12 protein-coding genes are annotated in these 13,389 nt (G+C 66.5%); 6 read left to right on the forward strand and 6 right to left on the reverse strand.

Translation table 11 applies throughout. The features are described 5' to 3' along the window. Positions 1-57: 57 nt before the first annotated feature. On the reverse strand, positions 58-1,128 hold the full coding sequence (gene hemE / locus JOF47_RS11035) for a uroporphyrinogen decarboxylase (RefSeq protein ID WP_209997793.1): 1,071 nt from the start codon (positions 1,126-1,128) through the stop codon (positions 58-60). 135 nt (positions 1,129-1,263) lie between these two features. Here hemE and JOF47_RS11040 point away from each other — a divergent pair, with 135 nt between their 5' ends. Continuing rightward, complete coding sequence (locus tag JOF47_RS11040) at positions 1,264-2,613, forward strand: glutamyl-tRNA reductase (protein WP_209997795.1); 1,350 nt, start codon at positions 1,264-1,266, stop codon at positions 2,611-2,613. A gap of 147 nt (positions 2,614-2,760) precedes the next feature. On the opposite strand, the gene JOF47_RS11045 is transcribed toward JOF47_RS11040, so the two are convergent. After that, positions 2,761-3,720 carry an SH3 domain-containing protein gene (locus tag JOF47_RS11045; protein ID WP_209997805.1) on the reverse strand — a complete coding sequence of 320 codons (960 nt, stop codon included), beginning with the start codon at positions 3,718-3,720 and terminating at the stop codon, positions 2,761-2,763. 258 nt (positions 3,721-3,978) lie between these two features. Beyond that, a complete protein-coding gene (gene moeB, locus JOF47_RS11050) occupies positions 3,979-5,214 on the reverse strand; it encodes a molybdopterin-synthase adenylyltransferase MoeB (RefSeq protein WP_209997806.1) in 1,236 nt (411 codons plus the stop codon). A 159-nt stretch (positions 5,215-5,373) separates the two neighbouring features. Here moeB and JOF47_RS11055 point away from each other — a divergent pair, with 159 nt between their 5' ends. Beyond that, positions 5,374-5,955 (forward strand): TetR/AcrR family transcriptional regulator, encoded by a 582-nt coding sequence (locus tag JOF47_RS11055; protein WP_210001578.1) that lies wholly within the window; start codon positions 5,374-5,376, stop codon positions 5,953-5,955. Positions 5,956-6,024: 69 nt separating this feature from the next. Then, the gene (locus JOF47_RS11060; RefSeq protein WP_209997809.1) at positions 6,025-6,246 is read left to right on the forward strand and encodes a DUF3107 domain-containing protein; all 222 of its coding nucleotides are present in this window, start codon (positions 6,025-6,027) and stop codon (positions 6,244-6,246) included. A gap of 98 nt (positions 6,247-6,344) precedes the next feature. Here the strand turns inward: JOF47_RS11060 and JOF47_RS11065 are convergent, their stop codons facing one another. After that, a complete protein-coding gene (locus JOF47_RS11065) occupies positions 6,345-7,019 on the reverse strand; it encodes a 4a-hydroxytetrahydrobiopterin dehydratase (protein ID WP_209997811.1) in 675 nt (224 codons plus the stop codon). 49 nt (positions 7,020-7,068) lie between these two features. Further along, positions 7,069-7,740: a ferritin-like fold-containing protein gene (locus tag JOF47_RS11070; RefSeq protein WP_209997813.1), complete on the reverse strand. Its 672-nt coding sequence runs from the start codon at positions 7,738-7,740 to the stop codon at positions 7,069-7,071. A gap of 75 nt (positions 7,741-7,815) precedes the next feature. Between JOF47_RS11070 and JOF47_RS11075 the strand changes: the two genes are divergently transcribed. The 3 genes from JOF47_RS11075 (at position 7,816) to JOF47_RS11085 (ending at position 12,289) form a co-directional block, all read left to right on the forward strand. After that, positions 7,816-9,324, forward strand: coding sequence for an RNB domain-containing ribonuclease (locus JOF47_RS11075; protein WP_209997815.1), 1,509 nt, complete (start codon positions 7,816-7,818; stop codon positions 9,322-9,324). Between the two features lie 372 nt (positions 9,325-9,696). Beyond that, complete coding sequence (locus JOF47_RS11080) at positions 9,697-11,343, forward strand: DEAD/DEAH box helicase (RefSeq protein WP_377738796.1); 1,647 nt, start codon at positions 9,697-9,699, stop codon at positions 11,341-11,343. A gap of 82 nt (positions 11,344-11,425) precedes the next feature. Further along, the gene (locus JOF47_RS11085) at positions 11,426-12,289 is read left to right on the forward strand and encodes a DNA-methyltransferase (protein WP_210001580.1); all 864 of its coding nucleotides are present in this window, start codon (positions 11,426-11,428) and stop codon (positions 12,287-12,289) included. A gap of 139 nt (positions 12,290-12,428) precedes the next feature. Here the strand turns inward: JOF47_RS11085 and JOF47_RS11090 are convergent, their stop codons facing one another. Continuing rightward, positions 12,429-13,289 carry a PHP domain-containing protein gene (locus JOF47_RS11090; protein WP_209997825.1) on the reverse strand — a complete coding sequence of 287 codons (861 nt, stop codon included), beginning with the start codon at positions 13,287-13,289 and terminating at the stop codon, positions 12,429-12,431. Between the last annotated feature and the right edge of the window lie 100 nt (positions 13,290-13,389).

Genomic DNA, 13,389 nt, shown 5'->3' on the forward strand with positions numbered 1-13,389 from the left:
GGGCGTCGCTGTGGGTTTTTCGGGGCGGGGAAGGCGGATGCGGGCTGTGTTTCTAGCTTAACGCGCGATCGGTGCGATCGAGTGGATGAGTTCCACCACACGGGTCAGCGTCTCCGGGTTGGTGTCCGGCGGCACGCCGTGGCCGAGGTTCGCCACGTGGCCCGGGGCGTTGTCGCCGGCGGCGAGCACCTGGCGCACGTGCGTCTCGAGCACCTCCCACGGGGCCTCGAGCAGCGCGGGGTCGATGTTGCCCTGCAGCGGGATGTCCCCGCCCAGGCGGCGGTTGGCCTCGTCCAGCGGCAGGCGGTAGTCGACGCCCATGACGTCGACGCCCACGTTGCGCATGGCGCCGAGCAGCTCGGAGGTGCCGGTGCCGAAGTGCACCAGCGGCACGTCAAGGTCGCGCACGTGGTCAAGGGCACGGGCGGAGGAAGGGGCCACGAAGTTGGTGTAGTCCGCCAGCGAGAGCGATCCGGCCCAGGAGTCGAAGAGCTGCCCGGCGGAGGCGCCGGCCTCGATCTGCGCGCGCAGGAACGCGCCGGAGGCATCGGCCGCCCAGTTGGCCAGCTCCTCCCAGACGCCCGGCTCCGCGTGCATCATGGTGCGCGGGCCCAGGTGGTCGCGGGACGGACGCCCCTCGACCATGTAGGCGGCGACCGTGAACGGGGCCCCGGCGAAGCCGATCAGCGGGGTGTTGCCCAGCTGCTCGACGGTCATGGAGACGGCCTCGCGGATCGGATCAAGCGCGGCGTCGTCCATCTTCGGCAGCGCGCGCACGTCGGCGGCGGTGCGCACCGGCGTGGCTAGCACCGGGCCGACGCCCGGGACGATGTCGACCTCGACGCCCGCAAGCTTCAGCGGGATGACGATGTCGGAGAAGAAGATTCCGGCGTCGACGCCGTGGCGGCGCACCGGCTGCAGGGTGATTTCGGACGCCATGTCCGGGCGCAGGCACGATTCGAGCATTTGCGTGCCCTCGCGCAGCTTGCGGTATTCGGGCAGCGAGCGGCCGGCCTGGCGCATAAACCATACGGGGCGGCGGCTTGGGGTCTTGCCCCGGTAGGCGGAAATCAACGGCGAATCGGCGGTGCGACCGTCCATCATCGGGTGGTTCTGGCTCAACGTCATATTCATGATTGTGCCAAGTTGTTGCGCCGAACTGTAATCCGCACGCCCCGGGCGAACAAACACGCCGGCCACCGAACTTAAACCATCCAACGTGTTGTTTTCTACAGGAGGTAGAAGGGCTATCATGGGAACACTGTGGTTTTACTATCTCTCGTTGCCTCCCATTCAGACATCGACCTCGAGACCGTGGCAAAGATCAGCGCCGACGCCTCCCAGGTCGCTTCCGTCGTGCTCGCTTCGGCCAGCCCCGTGGCCGGAGCCATCACCCTTGCCACCTGCAACCGCTATGAAATCTACTGCGAAGTGCCGCGTTCCGAAGACGTTCCCGCCGCCCGCTCCTCGGTGATCACTCAGATCGCCGCCAGCACCGGGCTGAGTGAAGAGACCGTCTCGGGGGCGTTGATCTCCAAGACGGAGTCCGACGTCGTCTCACACCTCTTCTCCGTGGGCGCCGGCCTGGATTCGGCCGTCATCGGGGAACGCGAAATCGCCGGCCAGGTACGCCGCGCCCTGAACGAGGCGCAAGCCTCCGGCACCGCCACGGGTTCGCTGGTACGCCTCTTCCAGACCGCATCGCGCACCGCCAAGGAAGTCGGATCGCGCACCGCACTGGGTTCGCGCGGCCTCTCGGTTGTCTCCGTGGCCCTTGACCTGGCCACCGACCTGAGCGCCGACCCGGCGTGGGAGAACAAGAACATCGTCATCTTCGGCACCGGCGCCTACGCCGGGGCCACCATGTCGCTGCTGCGCGAGCGCAAGGCACACAACATTTCGGTATTCTCCGCCTCCGGCCGCGCCGAGGCATTCGTCTCGACCCGAGGAGGCACCGCCGTGGACGAGGAATCCCTCGAGGGAGCACTCGCGGCCGCCGACGTCCTGATCGGTTGCAGCGGCTCGGACCACCGCCTGATGCGCGAAGACATCGCGGCGCTGGACCGCGGGGACCGGGCACTGATCGCCATCGACCTGGCCCTGACCAACGACTTCGACCCAAGCCTCGGCCAGCTGCCCGGCGTGGATCTGGTCAACCTCGAGTCCGTGCGCATGGCGGCCCCCGACGAGCAGGCCCAGGCGCTGCACCAGGCACGCGAAATCGTGCAGGGAGCCACCCGGGCCTTTGCGCTCGAGCAGCGCGAACGTGCCGCCGACGCCGCAATCGTGGCACTGCGCAGGCACACCCAGTCCGTGCTCGAGGCCGAGGTCGAAAAGGTCCGCGCCCAGCACGGCTGCACGGCCGCGGCCGAAGAGGTCGAATTCGCGATGCGGCGCATGATGCGCCAGCTGCTGCACGTGCCGACCGTCCGCGCCCGCGAACTCGCGGCCGAGGGCCGTGCCGGTGACTACATCGATGCCCTCGAGACCCTCTACGGCCTTGAGATCGAGTTGCCGGCAGCGCCCGCGTCCAAGGGCGTCTGCCCCGTCGCTGCCGCCGGGGAACCCGCCGCCGCGGAGCCCGCCGCCGAGCCTCTGCGCCAGGTCGGCTAGACACCCGCAGCACCTGCAAAGACACCGCGGGAGCCAACCCTTCATGAAGGTGGCTCCCGCGGTGTCTTTGCGTTGACGCTTACCTTGCCTCGCCCGGCGAACGCCATGGCCGATGCCTGCCCTTGCGGGCTCCGGCACCTGCCTGCGTTACGCCCCCGCGGGCCGCTTGCCGGCCAGCAAGGCCGTCGCCGCCTGGTTCTGGGTGGAGGTGCACTTGCCCTGGTACCCGGCAATGTAGCCGTTGCCGTTGGAAAGCGTGCCGGTGCGCTTGGCACCCATCTTTTCGCTCATGCAGTCGGCCAGGTGCTCGATCCCGCGTCCGTCACGACGCGGATTGATGCTGTTGGCGTAGGCCGTCAGCTTTGCGAAGCCCGACGGGTAGACCTTGAACTGAAGGATGTGCGCGCATTCGTGCAGGGCGACAGCCTTGATGTTCGCCGCGTCCGGGTCGTTGTTGCCGACCCGGCTGAGCGTGATGCGACGCGGGATGGATTCCGCGTAGTACTCGCCCTTGACCTTGCTGACGCGTACGGGAATCGACGGGCAATACTTGGCGATGTTTTGCTGGACCTTCTTGGCCCATGCAGCGTCCGAATACGACTTCTTTCCCGCGCCGGCGGCCGCGCGCAGAGATGCGCCCTTGAGGTCCTTGGAGGCGACCCATCCGGTCCTCCCCTGATACTGGACCTGGACCCACTTGTTCTTGTTGGCCTTGGCGTTGGTGAGGGTCCCGACGGTGTAGTCACTGGGCAATGTCGCAAGCGTCTTGCCCGCGGCCGCCTGGGAGCGAAGCTTCGTGCCGCGCGTGGTGGTGTAGTTCGCAGCGGCCACGCGCTTGAGCTGGTTGGATTTCACCCACGCGCTCTTGCCGAAGAACTTGATTTGGGTGTGTCCCGAGGAAGACCTACCCGTGCCCCACACGGTGTATCCCTTGGACGCGGAACCGAGCTTGGCGCCGCTGCTTTTGCCGGTCCGCGGCGTGATGGAACCGGTCGTCACGAACCTCGGTTTTGATGCGGTGACCGAGTTTTTCCCGGAAAGTCGCACCTCGCCTGGCTCTATCGATTGCACGGCATCCTGCTCGGAACCCTGGGCGTCGCCGCTCATTTGTCGGGATATTTCCGGTGGGGTGGACAGTGCAATATTGTTTTGGACTGCAAATGGAGCCGGTGAGAGCGCCAATAAACTCACAAGTGTAAGCAACAGAACTTTCATGGTGAACCTTAACCTCAGTGCCCTCCCCACAGAGCAACACTTCAGTATGTTCACCTTAGACTATGTGAATTTTATTCATTTTGCATTATTTCTATGCACAATTTTTCCCGCTGTTGGGAACGCCACACAAGGAAGCGCAGACTTGTGGTCTCAGTAGGCAGGAAGCGTGCGGTCGACGTCGTGGATCCAGGCCAGGATTCCGCCCTCCAGATGGCGAACCTCTGCATAGCCCTCGCTGCGCAGGAACCTCAGGACCTCGGCGGAACGGCCTCCGGATTTGCAGTGAAGAATGATCTCTTTATCCCTCGGCAAGGTGATTTCGCCGGAAAGCACGGCACCCCGCGGAGCGAGAATTGCACCGGGAATCGAAACTATTTCGTGTTCCCCCGGCTCCCGCACGTCGACGAGGAGGAAATCGCTGTCCCCCGCCGCACGCCCATCCAGCAATGCGGCAAGTTCCGCGGCGCTGACTGTCGCCGGCTCCTGTTCGCCCTCCGCCGCGCGATTGGTCTCGGGGCCCGCGCAGAAGGCCTCGTAGCTGGGCAGCAACTCCTTGATCCCGGGAGCACTCGGGTCCGCTTCAAGCCGGATCTCGCTCCAGCGCATGTCCAGCGAGTCCAGGATCAGCACCCGGCCGAGGAGCGGCTCCCCCACTCCGGTGATCAGCTTGATGGTTTCGGCAACCATGACCGAACCCACCTGGGCGCACAACACGCCAAAGACCCCGCCCTCGGAACACGAGGGAACGGTGCCGGCCGGCGGCGGCGTGGGGTAAAGGTCCCGGTAGTTCGGGCCGAACTTGTCCCAAAAGACGCTGACCTGCCCGTCGAAACGAAGGATGGACCCCCACACGTAGGGTTTGCCGCACAACGCCGCCGCGTCGTTGACCAGGTACCTGGTAGCGAAGTTGTCGGTGCCGTCAAGAATGACGTCGTATTGCCCAAAAAGGCCCAGGACGTTCTCGACGTCCAGGCGGTGGGAGTGCAGGCGCACGGCAACCAGCGGATTCAGCTCTCGGATGCGGGCGGCGGCCGATTCGGTCTTGAGCCGGCCAACCGATGACACGGCGTGGATGACCTGGCGCTGCAGGTTGCTGACGTCGACCACGTCGTCATCGATGATCCCGATGGTTCCCACGCCGGCGGCGGCCAGGTAAAGCAAGGCTGGCGAACCAAGCCCCCCGGCACCGATGACCAGGACCTTGGCGTTCTTGAGGCGGCGCTGGCCGACCATCCCGATCTCCGGAATAATGATCTGCCTCGAATAGCGCATCAGTTCCTCGGCGCCGAGCTCGGACCCGGGCTCCACCAGCGGCGCAAGCCCCGGCCCCGGCCGCTTCACCGAGGACGTGCCGGATGAAATGGTTGGCGACTCGTTGGGTTCCATGGAAATACCATAGCCCCGCAATGACGGCGGCGCAGTACCCTTTCCACTTCGTTACCCAAGAGTAGACTTGCACGAGAGTCCGCCGCATCCGACGGCGGACTGCACCTCGAAAGGGCCGATGTGACTACTTCCCCCAGCCGTGGCGTTCGTACGCAACGGATGCCGCGCGAGGCCCGCCGCCGCCAGCTTTTGCAGGCCGCGCACCAGGTATTCGTCGCCCATGGCTTCCACGGTGCTTCGATGGATGAAATCGCCGAGGTCGCCGAGGTCTCCAAACCCGTGCTCTACCAGCACTTCCCCGGCAAGCGCGAGCTCTACATTGCGCTGCTGGACCAGCACATGGATGAGTTCAGTGCGCTGCTGCAGCAGGCATTGAACTCGACAAACGACAACAAGCTGCGCGTTCGCGCCACAATCCATGCCTACTACGAGTTCATCGCCCGCGATTCCCAGGCGTTCCGGCTCATTTTCGAGTCCGACCTGCTCAACGACGAGGAGATCGGCGGGCGCATCGAGGCGTTCAACGCCAAGTTCGCCTTTGGTATCGCCGAGGTCGTCGCCGAGGACACCAACCTTCCCCCGGGCCAGGCACTGCTGATGGGCCGTGCCTTGGCCGGGATGGCCCAGGTTTCGGCCCGTTACTGGGTGGACCTGCGCGACGAAGTGAGTATGGAGGAGGCCAGCAAATTGGTCTCGCGTTTAGCTTGGCGCGGAATCGGTCGCTTCCCCAAAGAATCCTGACGTAAATTCAGATCAGAAGTTTCTCGGTGCCACTGGGCACCGACGTACGCAAAAACCAGGAAGGCCACCATGGACGTTCGCATTGGAATTCAGAATGTTGCCCGCGAGATCGTAATCGAGTCTGCCGAAAACGCGGAAGAGTTGGCCCAGCGTGTCTCGGACGCATTGAGCGCCGGCGGAGAATTGCGCCTCACCGATTCCAAGGGCCGCCTCATGCTGGTTCCCGTCGCGGGCATCGCCTACGTTGAAATCGGTGTGGAGGAAGCCCGCCGCGTGGGCTTCGCACACTAGTTTCGCTTAAACCCGGGGGCGCCGGGTCCGCACTCCAGTTGGAGTGCGGACCCGGCGCCGTTCGTTTGAGCCGGTCTGGGGACTGGTTCCGGGCCCGGCTATGCGTCGAAGGTCTCGCCGGGGACCTCGGGTTCGGCACACAGGCACATGCGGTTCCCGTCGGGGTCCGTGTAGATCACCCAGCGCGGCGCGTGGATGGCATCGCCCTCGCCTGCCGCCGGGAGCATCTTCTCCCGTGCGGCATCGAATTCCGAACGAGCGACAAGCTTATCGATGTGGAACCTGTTGGCGTTTGGCGTTTGGGTCTCCTGGAACCAGAGCGGCGGGTTGCGGCGTTCCGGATCCACGAGGTCGCCGTCGCGGCCCTTGCGGTAGCCAAGCGTCGCGGACCAGAATCCCTCAAGTTTCCCGGGGTCCTGTGCGTCGATGGCCAGGGTCATGTCCTGGTGCCGGTGCGGAACGGCAATGGCGCCGGAATCCGCGGCGGCGAATTCCAGCAGCGTCGCCAGCTCGATGTCGCGCGGCGTGATCTCCCCGCCGACGTCGTGCGAGGTGCTGGTGAGGAAGATGGTGTTCCATCGCCAGTCGACATCCGGGTGGTGGCCCAGGTGCTCGGCGGCCTCCGCAACGATCGCCAGGAAATCCACGGCCTCACGGGAGGTTGCGAACGACCAGGCGCACACCAGCGCGCCCCCGCGCCGGCGCCACGACGGAAGCGACTTCAGCGCGCGGGCGATCTCGTATCCATCCAGGACGTGTTTAGGTGAATCCATCGTCGTTCCTTTGGCTCTTGGGATTGGTTCGGGTGCCGGGTGCCGGCGCCTAGGCCGTCATGCCCAGTTTGCTCATGCGGCGGGAGTGGTTTTCGACGAGCCGGGCAAAGAGCGCCGTCATGGTCTGCCCGCGGTCGCCGCGCTCCTCCAGGGAACCCCAGTAGTCGTACTGCTCTCCGATCTCGCGGGCCTGGGTCAGCGCTTCGCCCAGCAGGCGGCGCCCCCACAGGGCCAGTCGCGAGGCCCGGTCCGGGCGGTCGGAGATGGCCAGCTGCAGCCGGTCTTTCAGCCATTCGGTGTTGGCGTCGGAAGTCTTCACGCTCTGCACCATCGAGCGGGACTCCTCGGTGAGCTCCGAGGCGATGTAGGAGTAGAAGTCGGCGGCAACGCCATCGATCACGTACGCCTTGGTCAGCGACTCGTACCAGTCCCCCGGCTTGGTGCGCTCGTGCATTTCATCGAGCGATGACATGAACGGTTCCATGACCTCCTGGGCGTCCATTCCGCGCGAGGCGATGATCTCCCTGATGAGCTCGTAGTGCCCGAACTCGGTGACCGCCAGCCTGGCCAGTGTTTCCCTGTCCACGAGGGTCGGCGAGAACCTGGCGTCGGAGGAAAGGTGTTCGAAGGCCGTCAGCTCCTGGTAGGCGATCAGGCCCAGCAGCGCCATTTCGTCTTGGGCGGCGTCCCGCCGGGCGGGGGTTGCGGAAGGGTTTCTCATGCGTTCAGCCTACTCGGGGTGCCAAACACGCAACAGTTGAAGCTCCGGCGGCGGTGCTGTGGTTATGCTGTCGTTGTGATCCACAACATCCTCGGGCTAACGCCTGACGCACAAACCACAGACCTGGCCCAGGCTCTGGTTGCACTGGAGACCGAGTTCGAGCTGCGCACCGTTTTCCCGTCGGAGGTGCTCGAGGAAGCGGCCCGGGCCATCCGCGACTTCGAGTTCCCGCCCACCGACAGGCGGGACATCGAGTTTGTGACGATCGACCCCGCGGAGTCCACGGACCTGGACCAGGCCGTGCACCTGTCCCGCGCCGCCGACGGCTACCTGGTGCACTATGCGATTGCCGATGTGCCGGGCTTTGTCAGCCTCGGCGGCCGGCTGGACGGCGAGACCAGGCTGCGCGGGCAAACCGTCTACCTTCCGCACCGGAGGCTCTCGCTCCACCCGGAATCGATAGCGGAGGATGCCGGTTCGCTGCTGCCGGAGAAGGACCGCAGCGCCTACCTGTGGTCCTTCACCCTTGATGCGCGCGGGGTCGTCACCGACACCGCCCTGGAACGCGCCATCGTGCGCAGCCGCGCAAAGCTCAACTACGTCGGCGTGCAAGAGGAGCTCGACGCCGGGACGGCGTCCGAGCTGCTGGGGTTGCTGCGCGAGGTCGGACTCAAGCGCATCGAGCTGGAACGCGAGCGCGGGGGCGCCAGCCTGCGCATCCCGGCCCAGGAGGTGGAATGCATCAACGGGACCTACGTCCTGCGGGCCAGCGCGCCGCTGCCCGTCGAGGACTGGAACGCCCAGATCTCCCTGATGACGGGGATGGAAGCCGCCCGGCTGATGATCGACGCGAAGGTCGGCATCCTGCGCACCATGCCCGCCCCGCTGCCCAAGGACCTTGAGGTGTTCCGGCTGCAGGCCACGACGCTGGGTGCCAGCTGGGGCACGGACCAGCCCTACGGGGAGTTCCTGCGCTCGTTGGACCTCGACGACGCCGGTCAGCTGGCGCTGATGCACCACGCGGCAAGCCTGTTCCGCGGCGCCACCTACACGGTGCTTGACGGGGCGGTTCCCTCCGGCCTGGAACAGGCGGCCATCGGCGCGCCCTATGCGCACACCACCGCGCCGCTGCGCAGGTTGGTCGACAGGTTCTCCCTGCTGGTGTGTTCGTATGCGATACGCGGGCAGGACGTTCCCGCTGCCGTCCGCGAGGTCCTGCCATTGCTTCCGAAGCTGATGGGCTCCTCCAACCAGTTGGTGAACAAGGTTGAACGCGCCGCGATCGACACCGTGGAAGCGGCCTCACTTGCCCACCGTGTGGGCGAAAGATTCTCCGCCGTCACGCTGACCGGCACCGTGCCGGGTGCCCCGGGACCCGCGGCACCCGGCTCCACGCATTCGAACGGCACAAACGGCACGAACGGGGCCAACGGGCACAAGTCGCGTGGCACCCTGCAATTGATCTCCCCCGCCGTGACCGCCCCCTTCGAGGGGGCGGCGCCTGCCGGGCGCCACGTCGAGGTTGAACTTGTCACAGCGGATTTGACGACCCGAACCGTGCTCTTCAGGATCGTCGGGCCCTAAGGGGCACCCGGCCGTCGCCCGCCGTTGGCCGGCCGTTGGCCGACCGTGCCCGGGCGGCGCCGTTGCGCCGTCCCGGGTGCGTCGGGCCGCGAAATGCAGGGATCGGAACGGGTGCGGGATATGCTTGGAGGGTATACAAGGATGCCCGGTCGCGTATCTTGAACAAGTTTTTTAGCGGGATTACCCAGCGACTCCTGCGCCCACGCAGCCACAACAGCCCGGTTGCGATGCATAGCCTGCGATCGGCTCCGCTGGAATCACCGCCATGTGGTGGACTCCGACCCCCTGGTCTTTTCTCGACTTCTCGGGGTCGTCGAGCACCCCAAGCACGGTGCCTAAACGAATGAGAACCCTGTCTTGAACACTGAACACCTGCTCACCGCCGACTCGGCGTCTGAAGCCGTGGACATCGAAGAATCGCTGTCCACCGACGAAAAGCCCCACGAACTGCCCGAGCAGTCCTTCGCCGACTACGGGGTCCGCTCCGACATCGTCGAATCGCTCGCAGCAGCCGGCATCACCCACCCGTTCCCGATCCAGGCCATGACCCTTCCGGTCGCCCTGGGCGGCCACGACATCATCGGCCAGGCCAAGACCGGCACCGGCAAGACCTTCGGCTTCGGCATCCCGGCGCTGCAGCGCGTCATCGGCCCGGACGACGAGGGCTATGACAAGCTCCCGGTCCCCGGCGCCCCGCAGGCACTGATCGTCGCCCCGACCCGCGAACTGGCCGTGCAGGTCGCCGCCGACATGGACAAGGCCTCCAAGTTCCGCAACGCGCGCATCGCCACCATCTACGGCGGCCGCGCCTACGAGCCGCAGATCGAGCAGCTCAATTCCGGCGTCGAGATCGTCGTCGGCACCCCCGGACGCCTGATCGACCTCTACAAGCAGAAGCACCTGAGCCTGAAGAACGTGCGCATCGTCATCCTCGACGAGGCCGACGAAATGCTTGACCTCGGCTTCCTGCCGGACGTCGAGACCCTGCTGGCGGCCACCCCGGCCGTGCGCCAAACCATGCTCTTCTCCGCCACCATGCCCGGCGCCGTCATCGCGATGGCCCGCCGCTACATGACCAAGCCGACGCACATCCGCGCCGCCGACAACGACGATGATTCCATCACCAAGAAGGACATCCGCCAGGTCATCTACCGCGCCCACCAGCTGGACAAGGACGAGGTCGTCGCCCGCATCCTGCAGGCCGAGGGCCGCGGACGCTGCATCATCTTCACCAAGACCAAGCGCTCGGCCGCCAAGCTGACCGACGAACTGGTCGATCGCGGCTTTGCCGCGGGCGCCATCCACGGCGACCTGGGCCAGGGCGCCCGCGAGCAGGCGCTTCGCGCCTTCCGCAACGGCAAGGTCGACGTGCTGGTCGCCACCGACGTCGCGGCCCGCGGCATCGACGTGGACGACGTCACCCACGTGATCAACCTGCAGTGCCCGGAGGACGAGAAGACCTACCTCCACCGAGTGGGCCGCACCGGCCGCGCCGGCAACAAGGGCACCGCGGTGACCTTCGTCGACTGGGAAGACGTTCCGCGCTGGGGCCTGATCAACAAGGCGCTGGGCCTTGACGTCACCGAGCCGGTCGAAACCTATTCCTCCTCCCCGCACCTGTTCGCGGACCTGCACATTCCCGCCGGCACCAAGGGCCGCCTGCCACGCAGCGCCCGCAAGCTCGAGGGCCTTGCCGGTGAAAAGCTCGAGGACCTGGGCGAAACCGGTAAGAAGAACAGCCCCCGCGGCGGCGCACCGCGTCGTGGCGAGCGCGGCGGGGAACGCGGCGGCGAGCGTGGATCGGATCGCGGCGGCCGCCACGGCCACTCGCACGGCCGTGCGGACCGCCCGGCACGCGAGGACGAACGCCACCGCGAAACCAAGGCAGCCGGCCACGAGGCCGAGGCTCCCGCCGGCGAAGGTGCCGAGCGCACCGAACGCCCGGCACGCACGCGGCCGAACCGCAGCCGCACCCGTCGCCGCAACGGCGAAGTAGTGAACAAGACCGACTCCGAGTAAATCGGTGAGCCGTCTTAACACCCCCGACGGGCCCGTCCAGGCAACCGAACAGGTTGCCGGCGGGCCCGCCGGTCCCCCACCGGTGCAGGCCTGGGACCCGGAGGGCCCCAACCTGATCGTCCACGCGGAGAACGCGACGTTCCTGCCGACGCTGCCCGACGGATCCTTCACGCTGATCTACGTCGATCCCCCGTTCAACACCGGGCGCACGCAAAAGCGCCAGGTGCTCAAGGCCGTGCGCGCGGCCGAGGGCGAGGGCGACCGCATCGGCTTCCAGGGCCGCAGCTATTCCACGCTGCGCGGGGACCTGCACAGCTACGACGACGCGTTCGACGACTACTGGTCCTTCCTGGAACCGCGCTTGCGCGAGGCCTGGCGGCTGCTGGCGGACGACGGCACGCTGTACGTGCACCTTGACTACCGCGAGGTGCACTACGCCAAGGTCATGCTCGATGCGATCTTCGGCCGCGAGTCGTTCCTCAACGAGATCATCTGGGCGTACGACTACGGTGCACGCGCCAAGAGCCGCTGGCCGGCCAAGCACGACAACATCCTTGTCTACGTGAAGAACCCGAAGGCCTACCACTTCGACTCGGCGGAGGTCGACCGCGAGCCGTACATGGCCCCCGGGCTTGTCACTGCGGAAAAGCGTGAGCGTGGCAAGCTGCCCACCGATGTCTGGTGGCACACCATCGTCTCCCCCACCGGCAAGGAAAAGACGGGGTACCCCACGCAGAAGCCCGAGGGCATCCTGCGCCGCATCATCAACGCAAGTTCACGCCCGGGCGACTGGGTGCTGGACTTCTTCGCGGGCTCCGGCACCACCGGGGCCGTGGCCGCGGCGGCCGGCCGGCGATTTGTCTGCGTGGATGAGAACCCGCAGTCCATCGCGGTGATGAGCGCGCGCATCCCCGGTGCCAGCCTGCTTGAAGCCCCGCAGGTCTAGTCGCCCCCTGAATCCCGGCGCCGCCTGACAAAAGACTGCCCCCAACCATGTACCGCACCTGCGGGACGTGGTTGGGGGCAGTCTTGTTTTGGAAGTGAAGCCTTCCGCGAGTGCCGAGGACAGGATTCGGCGCCGGAACCTAGGAAAGGTCGGGAATCCCGACGGCCCTGCTGCCGGTTCCGGCGGCCAGGATGCGCCGCAGCATCTCCGGGGCCGTGGTGTTCTCCCCCAGCAGGTTTGTCTTGCCCGTGCCGTGGTAGTCCGAGGAACCGGTGACAATCAGGTTGTGCCGTTCGGCGAGCGCCCGCAAGTACTTGCGGCCCTCCTCGGGATTGTCCCGGTGCTCGATCTCCAGGCCCAGCAATCCCGCCTCGATCATCTCCTTGTAGGTTTCCTCCCCCACGATGCGCCCGCGCGCGGAGGCGACGGGGTGGGCGAAGACCGGCACGCCGCCCGCCTCGCGCACCAGCCGCACCGCGGTCACCGGGTCCATTGCGTAGTGGCCCACGTAGTAACGGGAGCGCGCGGTGAGCACCTGGGCGAACGCCTCCGTGCGGGTGCGCACCACCCCGGCAGTGACAAGCGCATCGGCAATGTGCGGGCGGCCGATCGTGGCTCCCGGCACTGAATGCTTGGAGACCAGCTCCCAGTCCACGGGGTAGTCCTCGGCGAGCAGCTCGACCATGCGGCGGGCGCGGGTGATGCGCGCATCGCGGGCCTTCTCGATCTCCTCGAGCAGCCCGAGGTGCGCCGGGTCGTGCAGGTAGCTGAGTAGGTGCACACTGATGCCGCGGTCGGTCTTGCAGGAGATTTCCATGCCCGGGACCAGCCCGATGCCCAGCTCCAGCGCCCTTGCGGAGGCATCCGCCCAGCCGGCGGTCTGGTCGTGGTCGGTCAACGCCACCACATCGAGCCCCGCGGCAGCCGCCGCGGTGACCAGGTCGGCGGGAGACTCGGTCCCGTCGGAAATGTGTGAGTGTGTGTGAAGATCGATCCGCATAACACTCAGCCTAGTCCTTGCCCGCGCTTCGGCGCTGTTTGGGCCCGGCGGTTCCTCCGCCGACGAAAGGGGCGCACCTACGCGCCGGGTTTGCGCCTCG

Origin of the sequence: Paeniglutamicibacter kerguelensis, assembly GCF_017876535.1 — a bacterium.
GTDB classification, from domain to species: Bacteria; Actinomycetota; Actinomycetes; order Actinomycetales; family Micrococcaceae; genus Paeniglutamicibacter; species Paeniglutamicibacter kerguelensis.